Annotated in this window: 21 protein-coding genes; 13 read left to right on the forward strand and 8 right to left on the reverse strand. The window is 46.0% G+C overall.

What is annotated here, in order from left to right:
* Nucleotides 1-82: 82 nt before the first annotated feature.
* A complete protein-coding gene (ald, locus tag CWB99_RS02855; RefSeq protein ID WP_138552544.1) occupies nucleotides 83-1204 on the reverse strand; it encodes an alanine dehydrogenase in 1122 nt (373 codons plus the stop codon).
* A gap of 139 nt (nucleotides 1205-1343) precedes the next feature.
* Between ald and lrp the strand changes: the two genes are divergently transcribed.
* The 7 genes from lrp (at nucleotide 1344) to rmf (ending at nucleotide 8897) form a co-directional block, all read left to right on the forward strand.
* Nucleotides 1344-1823, forward strand: a complete 480-nt coding sequence (lrp, locus tag CWB99_RS02860) for a leucine-responsive transcriptional regulator Lrp (protein ID WP_138552543.1) — start codon at nucleotides 1344-1346, stop codon at nucleotides 1821-1823.
* 68 nt (nucleotides 1824-1891) lie between these two features.
* Nucleotides 1892-4525: a DNA translocase FtsK gene (locus CWB99_RS02865; protein WP_138552542.1), complete on the forward strand. Its 2634-nt coding sequence runs from the start codon at nucleotides 1892-1894 to the stop codon at nucleotides 4523-4525.
* Nucleotides 4525-5178, forward strand: a complete 654-nt coding sequence (gene lolA / locus CWB99_RS02870; RefSeq protein ID WP_138552541.1) for an outer membrane lipoprotein chaperone LolA — start codon at nucleotides 4525-4527, stop codon at nucleotides 5176-5178. Before CWB99_RS02865 ends, lolA begins: the two co-directional genes overlap by 1 nt.
* A complete protein-coding gene (locus CWB99_RS02875) occupies nucleotides 5171-6523 on the forward strand; it encodes a replication-associated recombination protein A (RefSeq protein WP_138552540.1) in 1353 nt (450 codons plus the stop codon). The genes lolA and CWB99_RS02875 overlap by 8 nt, the downstream gene beginning before the upstream one ends.
* Nucleotides 6523-6909: a fluoride efflux transporter CrcB gene (gene crcB / locus CWB99_RS02880; RefSeq protein WP_138552539.1), complete on the forward strand. Its 387-nt coding sequence runs from the start codon at nucleotides 6523-6525 to the stop codon at nucleotides 6907-6909. The genes CWB99_RS02875 and crcB overlap by 1 nt, the downstream gene beginning before the upstream one ends.
* 11 nt (nucleotides 6910-6920) lie before the next feature.
* Nucleotides 6921-8210, forward strand: a complete 1290-nt coding sequence (gene serS / locus CWB99_RS02885) for a serine--tRNA ligase (RefSeq protein WP_138552538.1) — start codon at nucleotides 6921-6923, stop codon at nucleotides 8208-8210.
* A gap of 516 nt (nucleotides 8211-8726) precedes the next feature.
* Nucleotides 8727-8897 (forward strand): ribosome modulation factor, encoded by a 171-nt coding sequence (gene rmf, locus CWB99_RS02890; protein WP_046004422.1) that lies wholly within the window; start codon nucleotides 8727-8729, stop codon nucleotides 8895-8897.
* 78 nt (nucleotides 8898-8975) lie between these two features.
* On the opposite strand, the gene fabA is transcribed toward rmf, so the two are convergent.
* Nucleotides 8976-9491, reverse strand: coding sequence for a bifunctional 3-hydroxydecanoyl-ACP dehydratase/trans-2-decenoyl-ACP isomerase (gene fabA / locus CWB99_RS02895; RefSeq protein WP_010384707.1), 516 nt, complete (start codon nucleotides 9489-9491; stop codon nucleotides 8976-8978).
* Between the two features lie 351 nt (nucleotides 9492-9842).
* Here fabA and CWB99_RS02900 point away from each other — a divergent pair, with 351 nt between their 5' ends.
* From CWB99_RS02900 to CWB99_RS24535, 5 genes are all read left to right on the forward strand, one after another.
* Nucleotides 9843-10697, forward strand: a complete 855-nt coding sequence (locus CWB99_RS02900; protein ID WP_138552537.1) for a 6-carboxytetrahydropterin synthase — start codon at nucleotides 9843-9845, stop codon at nucleotides 10695-10697.
* Between the two features lie 28 nt (nucleotides 10698-10725).
* The gene (locus tag CWB99_RS02905; RefSeq protein ID WP_249331648.1) at nucleotides 10726-11538 is read left to right on the forward strand and encodes a M23 family metallopeptidase; all 813 of its coding nucleotides are present in this window, start codon (nucleotides 10726-10728) and stop codon (nucleotides 11536-11538) included.
* Nucleotides 11535-11966 (forward strand): acyl-CoA thioesterase, encoded by a 432-nt coding sequence (locus tag CWB99_RS02910; protein WP_049864149.1) that lies wholly within the window; start codon nucleotides 11535-11537, stop codon nucleotides 11964-11966. The genes CWB99_RS02905 and CWB99_RS02910 overlap by 4 nt, the downstream gene beginning before the upstream one ends.
* Nucleotides 11967-12214: 248 nt before the next feature.
* Complete coding sequence (locus CWB99_RS02915) at nucleotides 12215-12727, forward strand: GNAT family N-acetyltransferase (RefSeq protein WP_138552535.1); 513 nt, start codon at nucleotides 12215-12217, stop codon at nucleotides 12725-12727.
* A gap of 8 nt (nucleotides 12728-12735) precedes the next feature.
* Nucleotides 12736-13650, forward strand: a complete 915-nt coding sequence (locus tag CWB99_RS24535) for a hypothetical protein (RefSeq protein ID WP_249331640.1) — start codon at nucleotides 12736-12738, stop codon at nucleotides 13648-13650.
* Nucleotides 13651-13753: 103 nt separating this feature from the next.
* On the opposite strand, the gene CWB99_RS02925 is transcribed toward CWB99_RS24535, so the two are convergent.
* The 5 genes from CWB99_RS02925 to CWB99_RS02945 are packed head-to-tail and all read right to left on the reverse strand — an operon-like array spanning nucleotide 13754 to nucleotide 19276.
* A complete protein-coding gene (locus CWB99_RS02925; protein ID WP_138552534.1) occupies nucleotides 13754-15091 on the reverse strand; it encodes a Na+/H+ antiporter family protein in 1338 nt (445 codons plus the stop codon).
* Nucleotides 15092-15095: 4 nt separating this feature from the next.
* Nucleotides 15096-17042: a transglutaminaseTgpA domain-containing protein gene (locus tag CWB99_RS02930; RefSeq protein WP_138552533.1), complete on the reverse strand. Its 1947-nt coding sequence runs from the start codon at nucleotides 17040-17042 to the stop codon at nucleotides 15096-15098.
* Nucleotides 17032-17946 carry a DUF58 domain-containing protein gene (locus CWB99_RS02935; protein ID WP_171045242.1) on the reverse strand — a complete coding sequence of 305 codons (915 nt, stop codon included), beginning with the start codon at nucleotides 17944-17946 and terminating at the stop codon, nucleotides 17032-17034. The genes CWB99_RS02930 and CWB99_RS02935 overlap by 11 nt, the downstream gene beginning before the upstream one ends.
* A 38-nt stretch (nucleotides 17947-17984) precedes the next feature.
* Nucleotides 17985-18896, reverse strand: coding sequence for an AAA family ATPase (locus tag CWB99_RS02940; RefSeq protein ID WP_138552531.1), 912 nt, complete (start codon nucleotides 18894-18896; stop codon nucleotides 17985-17987).
* Nucleotides 18893-19276, reverse strand: a complete 384-nt coding sequence (locus CWB99_RS02945) for a response regulator (RefSeq protein ID WP_046004429.1) — start codon at nucleotides 19274-19276, stop codon at nucleotides 18893-18895. Before CWB99_RS02945 ends, CWB99_RS02940 begins: the two co-directional genes overlap by 4 nt.
* A 628-nt stretch (nucleotides 19277-19904) precedes the next feature.
* Here CWB99_RS02945 and CWB99_RS02950 point away from each other — a divergent pair.
* Nucleotides 19905-20153: a hypothetical protein gene (locus CWB99_RS02950; RefSeq protein WP_138552530.1), complete on the forward strand. Its 249-nt coding sequence runs from the start codon at nucleotides 19905-19907 to the stop codon at nucleotides 20151-20153.
* A gap of 283 nt (nucleotides 20154-20436) precedes the next feature.
* On the opposite strand, the gene CWB99_RS02955 is transcribed toward CWB99_RS02950, so the two are convergent.
* Nucleotides 20437-20616 carry a hypothetical protein gene (locus CWB99_RS02955; protein ID WP_138552529.1) on the reverse strand — a complete coding sequence of 60 codons (180 nt, stop codon included), beginning with the start codon at nucleotides 20614-20616 and terminating at the stop codon, nucleotides 20437-20439.
* Between the last annotated feature and the right edge of the window lie 78 nt (nucleotides 20617-20694).

A 20694-nucleotide genomic window follows, 5' to 3' on the forward strand; every position in this document is an offset into this window, starting at 1 on the left:
TGCAGGCAACTCTCTGTTTCGCGAAGGGGCTAAAAGCAAAAAGCCCCGCTTCAGCGAGGCTTTTGGAACGCTTTGCGTATAATTATACGTTAGCTAGCGCTGAACGTGCGTCAACATATTCCATGTTGAAACCTTCAGCCACTTCTTTACACGTAATCTGACCTTTGATGACATTCAGGCCGTTCAGGAAGTGTTGATCAGCAAGCAGGGCTTCTTTGTAACCCAGATTCGCAAGCTTGATGATGTAAGGCAGAGTTGCATTGTTTAGTGCAAACGTAGAAGTACGAGGCACGGCACCTGGCATGTTAGCAACACAGTAGTGTACTACATCGTCAACAATGTAAGTTGGCTCGGCGTGCGTAGTTGCTTTAGATGTCGCGATACAACCACCCTGGTCAATAGCTACGTCAACAATGGCAGAGCCAGGCTTCATTGATTTGATGTGATCCGCTGTAACCAGCTTAGGTGCAGCAGCACCCGGGATAAGTACACCACCGATAACCAGGTCAGCTTCCAGTACGTGCTTCTCAAGCGCATCAGCAGTTGAGTAAATCACTTTTGCCTGGCTGCCGAACTGAGCGTTCAGGCTGCGCAGTACGTCGATGTTACGGTCAAGGATAGTAACGTCAGCACCCAGACCAACCGCCATTTGAGCAGCGTTACGGCCAACCATACCACCACCGATAACAACGACTTTAGCAGGCTCCACACCAGGTACGCCGCCAAGCAGCATGCCACGACCTTCGCGAGACTTCTCAAGTGCCTGAGCACCAGCCTGAATAGACATACGGCCAGCTACTTCTGACATAGGTGCAAGCAGAGGCAAGCCGCCACGTGCGTCAGTCACAGTTTCGTACGCGATACAAATTGCGCCGCTCTTAACCAGGTCTTCTGTCTGAGGCAGATCAGGTGCCAGGTGCAGGTAAGTGAACAGGATTTGATCTTCACGAAGCATCGCACGCTCAACAGCCTGAGGCTCTTTCACTTTCACGATCATGTCTGCTTCTGCAAAAACCTGTGCCGCCGTGTCACGGATCTCAGCACCTACCTGAATGTAGTCTTCATCTGTGAAACCGATACCGATACCGGCATTTGTTTCTACTATTACCTGGTGGCCGTGATTAATCAGTTCACGAACACTTGCTGGAACCATACCAACACGGTACTCGTGGTTTTTTATTTCTTTAGGTACACCAATAATCATAACAATTCGCCTCAATTAAGAACGGGGTAAAAATTTTCGACCATTATAGATATGGTTTGCTAGTATGTCCTACCTTTTTTGATATACTCAGCAGTTATTAACACTGTATTAAGTAAATATTTAGGATAAAAAACTGATCATGTATACCCAGTTAGATAGAACCGATAGAAAGATTTTAGTTGAACTGCAAAAAGACGGACGAATTTCTAATGTAGAATTGGCCAGAAGGATTGGGCTCAGTGCAACACCTTGTCTGGAGCGGGTCAAAAAGCTTGAACGCGAAGGTTATATAAAAGGTTACAAGGCGGTTGTGGATCCAGTCAAACTGGGTCAGGGTTTGTTGGTCTTTGTGGAAGTCACGGTCAATAAAAATTCGCCTGATGTATTTGATCGGTTCAATCAGGCGGTAAAGCAACATGACGAGATTATTGAATGTCACCTGGTATCCGGTAACTTTGATTATCTGTTAAAAACCCGCGTTACGGATATGTCTGAATACCGAGGAGTCCTGGGTGAGATACTATTGAAACTGCCCAGTATCAGCGAAAGTCGTACTTATGTTGTTATGGAAGAAGTTAAAGGGGAGCAAGGTGAAGTGATAAAACCTTGTGCACCCTAAGGAAATTCTTGCTAAGGTGTGCAAAAAGTCATGTTAGAATTAACTAAACAGTATTTAGGTATTACACAATGCGCTTAAATGGTATTCAGCGCCTGCTGGAAACTGGCCTGATCATCAGTACGGCGGCAGCAATTTTTACGCTGTGCGCACTTATCAGCTTTGACCCAGCGGATCCTGCCTGGACTCAAACGGGCGAGTTTATCAAGGTTAATAACATCACAGGTGCAGCCGGTGCCTGGGTTGCCGATATTCTGCTACTCAGTTTTGGTTGGTTGGCTTTTCTGGTGCCGGCATTTATTCAGTTATTCGGCTACTTGTTGTTTAAAAAACCACACAAATTATTGCAGCTAGATTACACAACCCTGGGGTTAAGGCTGATTGGTGGCACCTTATTTATCACGTCCGCCAGTGCAATCAGCAGCATTAATTTTGACGACATTTATAATTTTTCTTCCGGTGGGGTAGTGGGGGATGTCGTCGCCAGTGCGATGATGCCAGCGTTTAACTTTACCGGCACCACCATTTTGTTATTGTGTTTTTTCTTTGCCGGTTTGACGCTTTTAACCGGCGTTTCCTGGGTTGAGTTTGTTGACTATATTGGCGAAAAGGTGGTGGCGTTCTGTAAGTGGTGTTTTGCAAAGATAAAACATCGTTCAGAGCACATACCAGTTTCAACTGCTACGCCAGAAAGTGTCCATGCTGATAATGAGGCTACGTCTGAACCTACCCTGATACACACTTTGGATAAAGAGACAGCGCCTGAGAGTGGACTCAATGCTGACGCAGCTGTGGAGAATAAGTCGGACATGTCCGTCGAAGCAGAGCAGCCGGAAACAGAAGAAAGTAAGCCCAAGAAGCTTAAAGACAGATTGTTTGGTCCCAAAGCTGAGCCTGTCACAGAGTCTGTTCCAGACATGGTGAAAGAAACAGACAACCGCTCTGTAGACGACATTGCTGTAGCACCAAGCGTGTTTGATGAACTCGATGATATTCTTGAACAGGAAATTAATTTTTCAGCGGTTGACGACGAAGCATTTGATACGGTTGCTGCACTTAATGCGCTAGACGACACACCTGCGCCTGCAGAGACCAAGGTCGTTTCACCAGCCAGACCATTGAAGCCAAAAGAAAAACCAGCCCCTGGTTATCAGCCACCACCAAGCGCTAAAGAGCAGTTTGAGGCTTTATTAGAAGCTGAGCCGCCGAAAGAACCGTTGCCCTCGCTTGACTTGCTGGACAGGCCCGATAAGGCGAAGAATCCGATATCAGAAGAGGAATTGGAAGCCGTATCTCGTCTCGTAGAGGCTAAATTACTGGATTTCAATATTCAGGCCAAGGTCATGGGGGTTTATCCTGGCCCTGTTGTTACTCGTTTTGAGCTAGACCTGGCGCCAGGAATAAAAGTAGCGAAAATTACCGGGCTGGCAAAAGATTTGGCGCGTTCACTATCAGCTGTTAGCGTTCGGGTAGTAGAAGTGATCCCGGGTAAGACCTATGTGGGACTGGAGTTACCCAATAAAAACCGTGAAATCGTGCGTCTTTCAGAGGTGATAAACGCACCTAAATTCGAGCAAAACCCCTCGCCACTGACCATGGTACTGGGTAAAGATATCGCGGGTCAGCCTGTGGTTGCAGATCTAGCCAAGATGCCCCACTTGCTGGTTGCAGGTACAACTGGTTCAGGTAAGTCAGTGGGCGTTAATGTTATGATATTAAGCTTGCTGTACAAGTCGCCACCAGAAGATGTACGGATGATCATGATTGACCCGAAAATGCTCGAATTGTCGGTGTATGAAGGCATTCCACACCTGTTATGTGAGGTGGTCACCGACATGAAAGAAGCTGCCAATGCACTGCGCTGGTGTGTGGGTGAAATGGAGCGTCGCTATAAGCTGATGTCGGCACTGGGCGTGCGTAATCTCAAAGGCTATAATCAAAAAATCCTGGATGCCAAAGAAGCCGGACACCCCATTATGGATCCGCTGTTTAAAGATACCGATGGTATGGCAGATGAACCACAGGAACTCGATAAGTTGCCAAGTATTGTAGTGGTGATTGACGAATTCGCTGACATGATGATGATTGTCGGCAAAAAAGTGGAAGAGTTAATTGCCCGGATCGCTCAAAAGGCTCGTGCAGCCGGTATTCATCTGGTACTGGCAACCCAGCGACCTTCTGTTGATGTGATCACGGGTTTGATCAAAGCAAATATCCCAACGCGGATGGCATTCCAGGTATCGAGTAAAATTGACTCGCGTACCATATTAGACCAGCAGGGTGCAGAAAATCTATTGGGGATGGGTGACATGCTGTATCTGCCACCTGGCACCAGTGTACCAATTCGTGTGCATGGCGCGTTTGTAGACGACCATGAAGTGCATGCCGTGGTGAGCGACTGGAAAGCGCGGGGGAAACCGAACTATATCGAAGACATCTTGTGTGGCGAGGCCACAGAAGATATTTTACTACCAGGCGAGACAAGCGAAGGTGAAGATGAAGAATCGGATCCGCTCTATGATGAAGCGGTGGGATTTGTGATTGAAACTGGCAAGGTATCAGTCTCGAGTGTTCAGCGTAAGTTACGTGTGGGTTATAACCGCGCAGCTCGTCTGGTTGAACAAATGGAAATGTCCGGCGTTGTCAGTGCGCCCGGGCACAATGGCGCCAGAGAAGTCCTGGTGCCTAAAGGTGGAGCGAATTAATGAAGTTAAAACCACTTATTCTGGCCCTGAGTGTTATCGGGGTCACCCCCGTAGCAAGTGCAGCACAAACGAGCGAAGCTCAGACGATTAGCGTCGCGGCACAGTCTTTAAAACAAAAGCTAAAGGCACTGGAGAGCTTCCGTGCCAAATTTGAGCAAAGCGTTATCGATCAGGATGGTCACCTGATCCAGTCAGGTAAAGGTGAAATCGCCTTACAATATCCAGCAAAAATACGCTGGCAGCAGGATGAGCCTGATGAAACGCTGCTGGTTTCGGATGGGTTAAGAACAGTCTATTTCGACAGCTTTGCAGAGCAGGCTACCATTCTCAATACGCTTGGTTTGATTGATACTACACCTTTTGTATTGCTAACAACACAAGACCCGAAACAGTGGCAAAAATATAGTGTGTCAGAGATTTCAGGTGGGTATCGTATCGAACCTGTTCAAACGGGCGCTCAGGTGGAGCGCCTTGATGTTTTGTTTGCAGACAGCAGCCTTAAAATAGGTCAGCTTAACGTGACAGATTCATCTGGCCAGATCTCTAGCTTTAAGTTTAGTGGTGCACAAATCAATGTACCAATTGATGCAGCGCTGTTTAAGTTTGTGATCCCAGAAGGGGTGGTCGTCGACGACCAGACACAAAGTGACTAATCTGGGATTTGATTTTGCGCCAGACGTGCGGCCTTTGGCCGCGCGAATGCGTCCAACCGACCTGACCGGTTACATTGGCCAAAGCCACATTTTGGCGTCAGACAGCCCGCTGCGAAGAGCCATTTCCCAAGGGAGATGTCACAGCTTGATTTTATGGGGACCGCCTGGAGTGGGAAAAACCACGCTCGCTGAAATCATTGCTCACCACGCCAATGCACAACTGTGCAAGTTATCTGCTGTGACTGCCGGTGTGAAAGAAATTCGCGAGCAAGTCCTTGAAGCAAAAAACCGCCTGGCTCAGAGCGGTATGCGCACGATACTCTTTGTCGACGAAGTGCATCGGTTTAATAAGTCGCAACAGGATGCATTCTTGCCGCACATTGAGGACGGTACCTTTATCTTTATCGGTGCGACCACAGAGAATCCGTCATTTGCATTGAATAATGCGATTTTATCCCGGGCCAGAGTTTATACCCTTAAACCTTTAAGTTTGGATGAGCTTGGCCTGGTATTACGTCAGGCTCTCTCCCAGGATAAAGAGCTTAGTCGTCAGCAAATCACGCTGGATGATGCCGTGGTGGATGCCCTGTCACATGCAGCGGACGGTGATGCCAGAAAAGCATTAAACCTGCTGGAACAGGCCACCGATCTGGGTGCTAATGGCGAAGGTCAAATTGTGATTGACGAAGCTGTGCTAAAACAGGTTTTGCCTTCGCACCTGGCAAAATACGACAAAGGCGGCGACATCTATTATGACTTGATCTCTGCGTTTCATAAATCAGTGCGCGGTAGTGATCCGGATGCTGCGCTTTACTGGTATTGTCGGATTCTGGCTGGAGGAGGAGATCCCTTGTACGTTGCCAGGAGGTTGCTGGCTATTGCCACAGAAGACATTGGCAATGCTGATCCTCGAGCCATGCAGGTGGCGCTCAATGCCTGGGATATTTATCACAGAGTGGGGCCCAGCGAAGGCGAGCGAGCCATTGCGCAGGCTACCATTTATCTGGCCAGTGCTGCAAAAAGCAATGCGGTTTATGTGGCATTTAATCAGGCGCAACAAGATGCCGCGAGTGACCCGGATTACCCTGTACCTGAGCATTTACGTAATGCACCCACCAAGCTTATGAAGGAGCTTGGCTATGGAGAAGAGTATCGCTATGCGCACAACGAACCCGGTGCATTTGCTGCGGGTGAATGCTATTTCCCCAAGGCAATTCAGCAACGTCGATACTATGACCCCAGTGACAGAGGGCTTGAGAAACAAATTTCGGAAAAACTCCGTTATTTGCGCGCCCAAAACCAGCAAAGTCCACAGCAGCGCTACAAAGATGAAGATGACCTCTGATGGATCTACTTAAAACTTACCTGATGATTGCCTCGGGCGGTGCCCTTGGCGCCTGTCTGCGCTTTTTTATTAGTGATATCACCTTAAAACTCTTAGGTAAGGGATTCCCTTTTGGCACATTGACCGTTAATATTCTGGGTTCACTGTTGATGGGCATTCTCTACGGACTAATTGATAAGCAGATCATTGAAGTATCACCGGCTAAAAGTCTAGTTGGAATTGGCTTCTTGGGTGCTTTAACGACATTCTCTACCTTTTCTATGGATTCTTTGCTGTTACTTCAGCAAGGCCAGATTGCGAAAATGGTACTGAATATAGTGTTGAATGTCGTGATGTGTATTTTCATGGCCTGGATAGGCCTGTGCTTAGTCATGCAAAAAGGTTAAAAGAACAAACTATGTTAGATGCAAAGTATTTACGCCAGGACATTGATGAAGCTGCGGAGCGTTTGAAAAAACGTGGCTTTGAACTTGATGTGGCAGCTATTAACGCGCTGGAAGAAAAACGAAAAACACTGCAGACCAAAACTCAGGAGCTGCAAAGTGAGCGTAACAGCCGTTCCAAGGCGATAGGCCAGGCCAAAGCAAAAGGGGAAGACGTTCAGCCATTACTTGATGCAGTTGCAGATCTGGGTGATCAGCTTAGCGCAGCAAAAACTGAGCAGGATGAAGTGCTGGCTCAATTGCAAGATATTGCAGCAACTTTACCTAACCTGCCAGCCGATGATGTACCTGTTGGTGCTGATGAAAGCGAAAATGTTGAAATCAGCAAATGGGGCGAGCCTAAAACATTCGACTTTGAAGTAAAAGACCACGTTGATCTGGGTGAAGCGCTGGGCAAGGGCTTGGATTTCGAAACCGGTGTTAAGTTAAGTGGTTCACGTTTTACCGTGATGCGTGGCGGTATTGCTCGTCTGAACCGCGCTTTATCACAATTTATGCTGGATACGCACACAGATAAAAATGGTTACACTGAGATGTGTGTGCCTTACCTGGTTAACAAAGCAAGCCTTTACGGTACAGGTCAGCTGCCTAAGTTTGCAGAAGACTTGTTCCACACTGAGGCGCTGAGCGAAGATCAGGATGGGTACAGCTTAATCCCGACCGCAGAAGTTCCGCTGACCAACTGCGCACGTGATGAAATCTTCGATGAAAAAGAGTTACCTGTTCGCATGACTGCTTACACGCCGTGTTTCAGAAGTGAAGCAGGCAGTTATGGCCGTGATACCCGTGGTCTGATTCGTCAGCACCAGTTTGATAAAGTAGAATTGGTTCAGCTGGTGAAGCCAGAAGACTCAATGGCTGCACTGGAAGAGCTGACTGGTCATGCAGAGGGCATTTTGCAGGCGTTGGATCTACCTTATCGTAAAGTTGTCCTGTGTACCGGTGATATGGGCTTTGGTGCCGCTAAAACCTATGATCTAGAGGTTTGGCTGCCTGCACAAAACACGTACCGAGAAATCTCTTCTTGTTCAAATATGCAGGATTTCCAGGCTCGTCGTATGCAGGCACGTTTTCGTCGTGCTGGTGAGAAGAAGCCAGAATTACTACATACGTTAAACGGATCTGGATTGGCAATTGGCCGTACTTTGGTCGCAATATTAGAAAACTATCAACAAGCAGATGGTTCTATTGTGGTGCCAGAAGTGTTGAGACCATACATGGGTGGTGTTGAGAAAATCCAGTAAAGTGCTTAACGCATTGATCTAAGGCCGCATTCCTGTGGCCTTTTTTATTACAAATTAATGAATGTTTTTTTACGCTTAAATATTAATAAATAAGCCTAAAAAAAGAGTAAAAAAGATAAAATAGCTAAAGAAAAAGGGTTTGTTGTATTTATATCTCTTTTCTTCCATTTTCATTACCCTCACTCATCGCCAGCATGTTGCATGTCAAAACGATATATGATTTATTGTTTTTGAAGGTTTGGCCAATCCTGAATTAGTCGACGTGTGTCTGGCAAAAAAGTGCATTCGCAGTCGGCCGTTGTTTAACCATATGCAATAGTAAAAATGTTAGTAGTTAAGTGAAATTCGAGCTATCGGCTGCCAGGCAGCCTGCGGCGAGGCACTAAATCAAATTGTACAGAGGACATTGTCGTGTTTCGTACGGATTGATATTTACGAATTTATTAACTATTTATTAAATGTGGATGTCGTAACGACGAAAGCAACTTGAAAAATATAAAGGTGAGGAATTTACCTATGAAGAGACAGAAAAGAGACCGTTTAGAAAGAGCACATGCCCAGGGATTCAAAGCAGGTTTAGCGGGCCGGTCCAAAGAGTTATGTCCATATCAGCAAGTAGAGCACAGATCAGAATGGTTGGGGGGATGGCGAGAGGCCATAGATAACCGCAACATGTACAAAACCTAAATTCCTATAAATATCTAATGACTAAGCAATGTCAAAAGCCCCTTTAAAGGGGCTTTGTTTTTATAGACGCTTAGGTACTTAGAAGGCGCTGGTGTCCTGGAACAAGCCAACTTTTAAGTCTTTTGCTTCGTAAATCACACGACCATCAACTTCTACTGTGCCATCCGCCAGACCCATAAACAACTTGCGCTTAATCACACGTTTCATGTCTACACGGTAAGTTACTTTTTTAGCGGTTGGCAGGATCTGACCTGTGAATTTTACTTCACCCACACCCAATGCACGGCCAAGACCTGGACCGCCTGACCAACCCAGGAAGAAACCAACGATCTGCCACATTGCATCCAGGCCCAGACAACCAGGCATGACCGGGTCGCCACGGAAGTGACAGTCGAAAAACCACAGATCAGGATTAATATCTAGCTCTGCTACGATTTGGCCTTTACCGAATTCACCACCATCTTCATTAATCTCAATGATACGATCCATCATGAGCATGTTATCGATCGGCAGGCGACAGTTGTTCTCGCCAAACATTTTGCCTTCAGCGCAGAGGATCAGTTCTTCTTTTGTATAGCTATTTTTTGGTTCCATAATCTTCAATCTTAGTCTTAAATTGCCGCTACTTTAGCTTACACTTGTACGCCAAACAACTCTGAACAGTTAAAATTTGCCTGCTTTGTGAGCGTCTTAACGAATTTGTACATCCCATTCCTGTTCTGCAACCTAGTCAAATCATATTCGAGCGCTTCTCAGCAGTGTTGAGTACAGCACTGTTTTGAAGAAACATGACAGCAAAAGAGGCAGGGTGCGCCAGGGCGAATGAAAATTATTCAAAGTATCTATCTTAATCGATAAATTCTTTATTTATCGACCTTTCAAGGCGATTTTTACTTTAAAAATCTCTATAATTGCCGCAGTCGTTTTTAATAGTAACGGAAGTTTATGATCCTTTTTGTAGATGCCTTGACGGTAATTGATTTTTCTTACTTGTGTGGTAAACGTGGTGCAGTGGGTGAGAGCTGGATTGTTGATATGACACTTCATGGCCAGTTGAATGAAGAATCTATGGTGCTGGACTTTGCCAAAGTAAAGAAACAGATCAAAGCCATTATCGATGACACAATTGATCATAAACTGGCAATTCCAAGTCAATTGCAATGCAACTTTTCGGTGCAAGATGGCCGGGTGGACTTTGATGGCGAGTTTGGTGGTCATCACCTTGCAATGAGTGCACCTGAAGAAGCAGTTTGCATCGTCGAAGGTGACGTGATCAACGAAGAAAATGTGATTGCATTTTTAAAGCAACAAATTTTGCCCAACATGCCTGATAACGTGAAAGACCTCGAGATTGAGCTTCGCCCGGAGCCTAGTCGCAGTTTTTATTACCATTACAGTCATGGCCTGAAGAAGCATGACGGAAATTGCCAGCGTATTATTCACGGTCACCGCTCTGACATTGGCATTTATCTTGATGATATCAGTATGCCTCGCTTGCAAAAAGAATGGGCGGAGCGCTGGCAGGATATCTACCTGGGCAGTGAAGAGGATCTGATCGAAACAGGTGCACTGCAACATATCAAAGCAAAAGCCGGCGATTATGCCTTTGCTTATACGGCTTCTCAGGGCTACTTCGAATTGGCTATCAGTAAAGCACGGTGTGACTTGCTCCCCTGTGATAGTACCGTTGAGTGTATTGCAGAGTATCTCGCCGCTGAGATCAAAGCACAGTATCCAGAGCGAAAAGTGAAAGTGAAGGCGTTTGAAGGCGTTGGAAAAGGAGCAATTGCTTATGCCTGATTTGCTAAGTAAAGCAAAGAAAACGGCCATGTTTTTGGCCGGTTTATGCCTTGGTATGGGGTCTGCTCATGCCATTGAGCTTAAAGGATCACTCACCCAGGGTGGCATGGTGATTGGCAAGTTGGCAGGTGTGCAGTCAGCGCGGCTTAATGACAAAGAGCTGGCTATCTCTCCTGAGGGAAAATTCGTATTTGGGTTTGGCCGGGACGCAGACGTGGAGCACACCCTAAGCTGGGTTGATAAAGAAGGCAAAACACACACTAAGTCATTACTGATCACGTCCAGAGAGTACGATATTGACCGCATCACAGGCGTAGAGAAAAAGTATGTGTCGCCACCAAAAGAAGTGCTGGCACGGATCCGCAAAGAGGGCGCACAGGTAAGCGCTGCCAGAAGTAAACCCAGTACACTACCGTACTTTGATGATCCTGTATACCGACCTGCTAAGGGCAGAATATCGGGCGTTTATGGTAGCCAGCGCTATTTTAACGGCAAGCCAAGAAGACCTCATTTTGGATTGGACATTGCCAATAAAACCGGTACGCCGGTATTGGCGCCTGTATCAGGCAAAGTTGTTTTTGCTAATCCAGATCTCTATTACAGTGGCGGTACACTGATACTGGATCACGGATACGGTATTACCTCTACCTATATTCATCTGAACAAGTTACATGTAGAAGAAGGGCAGCTGGTAGAACTTGGCGACCATATTGCCGATATAGGTGCAACCGGCAGGGTAACCGGACCACATTTGGACTGGCGTTTTAATTGGTTTAATGAGCGCTTAGATCCTGAACTTCTAATGATTGATAAACTCGCAACGAAAAGCAGTAAAGAATGACACAAACAGATAAAGACGCAGTAATAGCTCAACGAATCAAAGACTCGCAAACCTCTGTAACTAAGACGGTATTTCCTGGTCGCACTAACCATCACAATACTTTGTTTGGTGGTGACGCATTAGCCTGGATGGATGAGGTGGCCTTTATTGCTGCAACACGTTTTTGCCGTAAGCCCTTGGTGACCATTTCATCCGACCGGGTGGATTTTAAAGAAGCCATTCCTGCTGGTACATTCGCTGAACTTGTGGCAAAAGTCGCCCATGTTGGCAATACCAGCTTGAAGGTAGAAGTTCACATATATCTTGAAACCATGCATAAAGACGATAAGCATCTGGCTATCTCTGGTAGCTTTACATTTGTAGCCGTTGATGACAACCACAGACCTACGCCTGTCGTATGCGACCAAATGTTAAATGGCTTTAGCTAATAGAAAGTATGTAATCAGTATCAATTCAAAAGAGAAGTCTTTTAGACTTCTTTAACCAGCAGGGAACACATCATACATAAAACTATCTTTAATAAACTTAGCAATAGCTAAAAATAGTCCCGATTAATCGACAAACTGGATTTTAAACGCAAACTAGTTTGCGTAATATCAATATGGCAATTTGTCGGGTACCGTTAGCTGAGCAAGGGGCTCGACAAGCAGGATAGAGTATTACCTGGAAGGGAATAATGGATTACTACATTTCACCGCATTTACATCTCACTCCTCTAAACATAAAACAAGCGAGTGTGCTCCTGGAAGCTGTGAACATGAGCAGAGAGAGCCTGGAGATTTATTTACCCTGGGCACAGGCTGTTACAGATCTGGACAGCGCCCAAAAATACATCACAGAGCGTCTAGAAATGCCTGGCAGTCGCTATTTTTCTGTCCTGTTTCATCATCAATTTATCGGCATTTTTGCGGTTAAGTCGGTTGATGCACCAAATACCTGCGAAATTGGGTACTGGCTGTGTGAACAGGCACGTGGTCACGCGGTAATAGCGCGGATTCTCCGTGTCATGTTACCCTGTCTGATAGAAGAGCAAGAGGTACGGCATATTGAGTTTCATTGTCTGGATTTCAATGTCGCCAGTATCAAAATCGCTCAGCGGGTAGGGGCTAAACTGACACGAAACTATTCCATCGCAATGCAAGATAAGTTGCCGAAAACTATGTGCGTATACACAGCTGACTTGTCATAAAGGGTTATATGAAAGAGTTACTTAACAAAGGCAAAGTAATGTTGTCTGACATGCCAGAAAAGGTGTCAGCAGATCTTGCGTCAGGCTTTCAGTTTGTAAAAGAAAAGGTGAACGGGCTGCCTATTTTTATGTCCGTGGAAAGGACCGCAAGTAACAGTGCCATAAAGTATGATGAGAAGCACTATTTTGTCGTCCCCTTCGCCCTTAGTGAACATGGCTTTGCTCTGCATACTCTGAGGAGCCTGCCCCAAGGGGTGCCTGAAGTTAACGAGCTACCAAAAAGGCGTGTTTTTCACTTTCCAACCGTTAACGCTGAAGCCATGCTGCGAGAATATATGGTGAACTGTGCTGCACAGCTTGCTATCGAACGAACCAGTGAGGACCCGAATTCACTTCACTCTCTGGCAGATCAAATAGATGCATTGGACCGCAAACTCACCTATGGCATGCTTTTGATCGGTGGTGTGGCTGCACTAACGAACCCCTTACTAGGTGCGGGGATCGCTGCCAAAGCGTTACTCCCGGGCGTTGCAGGCATAGTCTCTAAATTCACACTCAGGCCAGCTGCGCAAAAGCTGGCCGACCGCAAAGAGATTGAAGCCATCAGGCAAGCAGAAGAAAACGTACTGAGAGAATTCGGCGACGCAAGTACGGTTAAGGTTATTAACCCGATTTTACAGCAGCTTGATCTGGCGTTACGCACCAAGCAGAGCCAGCACGACCCATTGCTTGACTTTGATTTTAGTACCACTGAAATAAAGGAGCTCGATGGCGATAAGTGGCGAGTACTCACGGAAATTGCTATGTATCATATCTACAAAGATGTGTATAACGACCCATCACTTTACAACCAAGCACAGCTTGGTCCTGAGGATATTCGCTGGTTTGATGTGCTGTTCAACGGTCTTAAAAGCACACCGTGATTTACTGGGCTTGAGGCAGTGTGGAGTCGCCGTTTAGTCTTTGCTTCACAGCAGGTGATAACCACAAAAGAAAAAGTCGACCCTTGGGTCGACTTTTTCTTTTTTATAGCACCATTGCCGCAATCCAGCCAAAGATGAGCAAAGGGATGTTAAAGTGAATGAAGGTTGGGACTACTGAATCCCAGATATGGTCGTGCTGACCATCGGCGTTTAACCCGGATGTTGGTCCTAAGGTCGAATCAGATGCCGGTGAACCTGCGTCTCCCAACGCTCCTGCTGTTCCTACAAGGGCAACCGTTGCCATAGCAGAAAAGCCCACTTCCATTGACAAAGGTACAAACAGAGTTGCGATGATAGGCACTGTTGAGAAGGAGCTACCAATTCCCATGGTAATGAGTAAACCCACCAGTAAAATCATGGCAGCGGCCAGAGGTTTATTCTCGCCAACAAAATCAGCACACGCACTTACCAGGCTGGCAACATGACCTGTTTCTTTCATAACAGACGCAAAACCTTGTGCAGAGATCATAATGAAGCCAATCATCGCCATCATAGCCACGCCTTTACTAAATACATCCGAACTCTGATCCCACTTAACAATACCGAACAGGCTGAACATCATAACGCCAACGAGACCGCCCAAAATCATGGAGCCACTGACGTTCTGTGCAAGTAAGGAACAGATAATCGCAAGTGTACCGGCAATGATAACCTTACGTTTTTCCTGAGCATCTTGGGTCGTGATACCGGACACGGACATGTCTGGCTTAACTTCATCATGTGTATATTGACGTTTTTTACGGTAGCTGATGAACACAGCAACGATCAGACCAATAAGCATCCCTAATGCCGGGATCACCATTGCATAAGGAACTTGTGTATTGACTATTTCAAGGCCGTTATCAATCAGGTTTTTATGCAGGATTGAGTAAAGGTAGATACCGCCAAATCCGTAAGGCAAAACCATGTAGGATGTTGCCAGACCAAAAGTCAAAATACAGGCGATGGCTCGACGGTCGATATTCAGCTGATTAAATATCACTAACAGTGGCGGTATAAGAATTGGGATGAAAGCGATATGCACCGGAATAAGGTTTTGTGATGCAACAGAGCAGCCCAGAATAATAACCATAATCAGCATACTTAACAGCTGACTGGAACTTTGCTGATTACCGTGCACCAGTGACAGCAGTTTGTCGGCCAGGATCTGGGTTAACCCAGACTTAGAAATGGCAACAGCAAACGCACCTAACATGGCATAGCTCAGCGCAATCTCTGCGCCACCGGAGAGGCCAGAATTAAACGCATTGAGTGTATCGGATAACCCAAGGCCGGCACTTAACCCGGCAACCATGGCGCTGATCGTCATTGCAACGATCACATTTACTCTAAATAGTGTTAGGCCGAGCATCAGCAAAACACCAATAATGACAGCATTCATAATATTACTTTTTCGCCTTTTTTATTATTAAACGACCCAGCGCCTTCATCCTTGCAGCTTCCGCCTTGGTTAATGGCACTCGGGAAAATCTTGATTTTACAAAGTACTGGTTAAATTCTTCCAACTCCTGCGATAAAGTGGGGTATTGAGACTGCAACGCCGACAATGCTTGTGCCGGGGTCACTTTGACAAGCCCATCTCCCCCCAGGCGACAGATTGCGTGATGTAGCCTGACAGCTTCAGGTAATTTAACAATCTGCTTTCGTTGCAGGTACCAAAAGCGTACGATAAATATCGTGATTAACAGTAGGAACACACTCAGCCCAGGTAACACTTTGTGGTATTGTCCGAATAAGTCTCTCAGCAGTCGTGATTGCTTCTGGTGGTCGAAATTTAGCACCCAGCGTGTCCACTGATAGTCTAGTTGTTCTATCTGAAGCCTGAGCCAGTTAACCACAGCCAAATTTGAATAAGACATCAAACTCAGACCCAGGTTATCTTTAAATTCCTCTTCGAGTGCCGTCAATTCAGACAGAGAACCTGTTAGTCTGTCTGGCGCTACCCAGGCAGTCGGATCAAGACGATACCAGCCTTGCTGTGGCACATAGTACTCAACCCAGGCGTGGGCATCATATTGATAAACGCTATAATAGCCGCGTTCTTCGTTATATTCACCACCCAAATACCCAGACACGAGACGGGCGGGGATCCCCGCTGCACGCAACATAAATGCCGCCGTTGCGGCGTAGTGGCCACAAAACCCTTCCCGAGTCTGGGTTAAAAACACATCAATACTATCCGACGCGCTAATTGCCGGTGGTTTGAGTGAATAACGAAAATTGTTCTGAACAAAATACTGCTTCATTTGTTCAATAAACTCAGCGGTGTTGTCGGCGCGACGATCCCATTGCTGAGACATCTCAGTAGCTAGCGGGTTTATTTCTTCCGGCAGTGCGGTATTCACTCTATATTGCCAGTTTACCAGGCCAGAACCCGTAATGTGGATGGGCGTAACCTGATATTCAATGCTACTGCTGAGGTGCTTTTGCATAAACAAAGTACCAAAGTGGTTGGTATTTACCCCGCGCGTTGCTGATTTGGCCTGGCTCAGACTATATAACCAGGTTTTACCCGATGCTCTGGCAATCACAGAGTAGCTTTCGCCGACTGCTCTATAGGGCGCTTGCAGCGGCACGTCATGGTGCGGCGATACCCGCCATCGTGTGCCGTCGAATTTATCATGTACTAAAGTGCGCCAGTAAAACGGCGGCTGCATCTGTGCATTATTGGGCAGTATGGCTCTGAATACCAATTCGTCTGAGCGAGACAGTTCTGAAATCTGAAAAGGGTCTATATCTTCCGACAATCCTGTTTGCGTTTTTTTGGCACCGGGAAGTTGCCAAAATGGTGAAACTTTAGGGAGTAGGACAACCATGATAGCGGCAAGTGGTAGGGCAAGTAACAGGTGTTTAGTCGCTTGCTTTGAGGCGCTGCGAAGCTTAATATCATGCTCTATCCAAAGCATTTGAGCCAGATTCACCACCAAAAGCGCAAGTACAAAAAACAGTGACAAAACATTCTGAGAAAAGATAAAAAAACAAGGATAAACAAAAAAGTTGAGCAACTGTACAGACATTGCCTGTTTTTTGCTTTTTGCCTGGATAGTCTTCAGCGCGCACGCGCCTAGTAGCAAGGATACGAACATTTCGACCAGATTTGAAAAACCTATCGCTACAAATACGACCAGTATGATAGTAAAAGCCAGGAGGTTGATCATTGTCTCAGAGGGCCCTTTAACCAGGTCCCGATAGATTGCTACCTTAAACAGCACGATAAGCAGCATGGCACTGGTAAATACAACCCCAAAACTGTTAAACAGTAAGAGGCTGACTATCCCATACATTACTGTTGTCATTAAGGTTTGTGCACCCAGAAGTTTGTCAGAAGTCACTTAGTGCCTCCAAACACATTTCCCGATGTTTGTCGCCACGATCGACGCCGAGCTGAACCGCATTACTCAGACGTAACGCAAACACATCCCCTTGCTTGTCAGCTTCAAGGATCTGGTAGCATAGCTTCGATAACCGGGCTTCTTTGTTGCCATCGTGTGCGGCATAATCAAAGGTATGCTGGGAATAATAACTGTCGCCGCTGTACTGTTTGACCAGCAGTTGCTGGTTTTTAGCAAAATGTCGCCAGGATATTCTGCTTTTGCTTATGCCCGGTCTAAAACGCTCCAGGCCGTCAAAGTTTTCATGGCTTTGTGTACTCTGGTGTAAGTATTGCCCCTGAGATTCATTCGCTTCCTGGGTACTGAATGTCAGTTGGCAGGTGAGTGGAGTAGGGTAGGTACAAAATGTTCTGTCTACATTCAGATAGGTCCAGACCCGCACCAAACCGAACGGATAGCGACTGGATAGTTTAATTCTGCCAAGCTGATATCGGCCCCTTTGCTCTGGATGTAAAAAAAGTGAGGAGACGGTTGCCCCTTGCTGATAGTTGTTGTTGCTGGGGCTGAAGTCATACTCCTGACTTGCGATATCCAGGGAATAACAATCATGGGGTGCAGAAAGTTTGATGAGTACTTCAACTGGCTTTGATGCAAAATTGTTCTTAATATCCAGCACCTGTATCGTCAAGCCATGTAAATTGAGGTACCCATATATTAGTGCAAGTACCAGGATCAGAAGCATAATGTATGCGACGCCGAGTATCAGATTATTCTGGTAATTGCTGCCCAAGATAAAATTAAGGATCACCATACATAGAAAGAACGCGCCTTGCCTTGACGGAACAATATAAATGTTATGATGAGAGAGTGTGATTTGCGCAGCGCTGTGTTTGCGCTTAATCATGTCAGCCAGCCAGGACTGCAGCCAGTCACTGCGCATTGTTACAATACAACCGCGACGTTATCAAAGACGTTCATGATCACATCGTCCAACTCATGTGTAGCGATATTCAGACGATGACCGGCAACGGCTCCAAATACGGCTTGCACATCATCAGGTAATGCATAATCTCGCCCCAGAGTTAGTGCATAAGCACGAGTTGCCAGCCCTAAAGCGATACTGGCACGTGGTGATAGGGGATCACTAAACTGCCCGCTAAAGCGCGTGAAATTTACCAGGTTGATAATGTATTGCACAACGGAGTCTGACAGGTTGATGGAAAGCACAGCTTGCTGAAGTGCGGCCAGCGCACTCATGTCTAACACGCATGGTATCTCGCTCAAAGCCTGCCTTTGCAGGTTGTTGCCCAAAATAAGGCTTTTTTCGGCTTGCTCATCCGGATAACCTAAGCTGATCCGCAAAAAAAATCGGTCGAGCTGCGACTCTGGGAGCGGATGAGTCCCCGACTGATGCAACGGGTTTTGTGTGGCAATGACAAAAAACGGGTCAGGCAAAGGATGTGTCTTACCATCAACCGTGACCTGACGCTCTTCCATGGCTTCGAGCAATGCGCTTTGTGTTTTTGGACTGGCTCGATTTATTTCATCGGCGAGCAATACCTGACTAAATATAGGTCCGGGGTGAAAGTCAAAGCTTTGTTGTGAGGTATTAAACACACTGGAACCGGTAATATCGGCCGGCAACAGATCACTGGTGAACTGAACTCGCTGGTAACTCAATCCCAGCACATTCGCAAGACCGTGGGAGAGGGTGGTTTTACCCATGCCGGGCAAGTCCTCAATTAACAGGTGCCCTTTACAAAGCAGGCAAACGACAGCGAGCCTGATCTGCTCTTCTTTTCCCAGTATCAACTCTGAGAGCTGACTGATTATTTCTTCGGTGGTTTTATTCATGCAATCATTTCGAGTCTTTTCATAACTGAATCGACTTTTTTAGCGTTAAAAGGTTTTGCTATAAAGCCTTTTGCGCCCAACTCCCAAGTATTTTGTACGTTTTCGAGGCTATTATGCCCAGAACACATAATGACATGGACATTGGGATAATTGTCATTGATATATTCCAGAATTTGCGTGCCATCGGTATCGGGTAATTCGATATCCAGGAAAATCACATTGGGAGACTTTTCGGCCATCAAGGGCATTGCAGATTTGAAGTCTTCAGACTCATAGACTTCTTCAAAACCCAGGTTTTCAAGAATGTCTATCAGGTAACTACGTACATCTTCGACGTCATCGATGATTAAAATTGGCTCTAGGGGTCTGACAAGTTCCATATTGTATTTACTTCTTTTGAACGACAAGGCTAATACTAAGACAAGCGTAAAGTGAGCTCAATGGCATTTTATCAATTAACTGTAAATTCATCTTAACGGTAAGGTGGCTAGCACATTAATTTATGCACCGGTACTGAAAGATGTGACAGGATGTAAGGTTAGCTGATGATAGCGAATATGAAAACCACAAGAGATCGGCAGTTTTATAGTCATGCAAATATAAGTTCAAAATGTCCGATACCGTCTAGTATAGGACATTTTATTGTGAAAGATGATTTCAGTCTCAGCACAGAGCGGTAATCATTTAACTTCCTATAATGTGAGAGCGGCGTTATGTTTAGACAGCCTCAGCCAGACTAGCAATCGGCTGGGGCTGTTTGGTTTATGCGAGGGACAATGGTCCCGCCCGAGCATCGAGCGGCTGGCCGCGCTGCCCGTAACATAATGGCGGGTTATAGGATTTTGGCGGTGGCGATTGCTATCAAAACTGTTCCAGGAAAACCCATCTGAAGCACCAAAATGAAATCAAAACTTGACCAGGTAAACGATTTCCAGGAAGATAAATGATATCAAAACCATTCCAGGACATTATTGTCCAGGGCGAATAATGAAACCAAACGGGGTTATTATGGCAATCACATACAGACCGAATGATGCAACACTGGCAGAGATTGAACGACTGAAAACAGAGTTGGGAATAGCGACGACTAGCAAGCTGCTCACGCATTTGGTGCATGCTCACTCTGATAAACTGGTTCAGATTTCAACACAGCGCGCGCAAATTACCGAGGCTAGGGACGAATTGCGTCGAAATCGGCAGATTGTTACTGATTTTCAGCAGGCGTTTAGTGGTTTGATGGCCGTAGGCCATGATTAGCATTCCAGAGGTTCGGCGGTTTTAGCTGTCGGGTATCAAAATTGCGATTGGTTATCAGGGTGCGCTGTCGCCCAAACTCCCCATGTCAATTGCGCCCCTATTCAAAACTATTCGATAAATTCAATCGCCTCCTGATAAACCATTGTTTTTAACGCTATCGCAGACGATGGGAGGGCACCGCTCCCGCGGGAGGGTTCCCAGCGGCGGTGATGCAAAAAAATACCCCGTGATTGTATTACGGGGTATAACTTACCGACGATTCGGGCGTTTCCCTAATCTCGGTCTATTTTTTACCATTTGCAAAGTCTTGGTAGTCTTCTTCGGTGATTACCTCCAACCCTTTGTTAATTAGTATTTTTAATATTTCAGTGTCTTTTAGTGATCTCTGCGTCGAAATCACCGCTTTTACATGTTCTTTTTCGACTTTTCTCCATGTCGAGTCATCAATGTGCTTAGTTGGCATTTTCCTACCTCGGTTCTCTTCATCGAAATTATTATAAACTCAGAATCTAATTTTTGTTGACACTAAGAATCTAAGAAA

Origin of the sequence: Pseudoalteromonas rubra (assembly GCF_005887095.1) — a bacterium.
Classification (GTDB): Bacteria; Pseudomonadota; Gammaproteobacteria; order Enterobacterales; family Alteromonadaceae; genus Pseudoalteromonas; species Pseudoalteromonas rubra_E.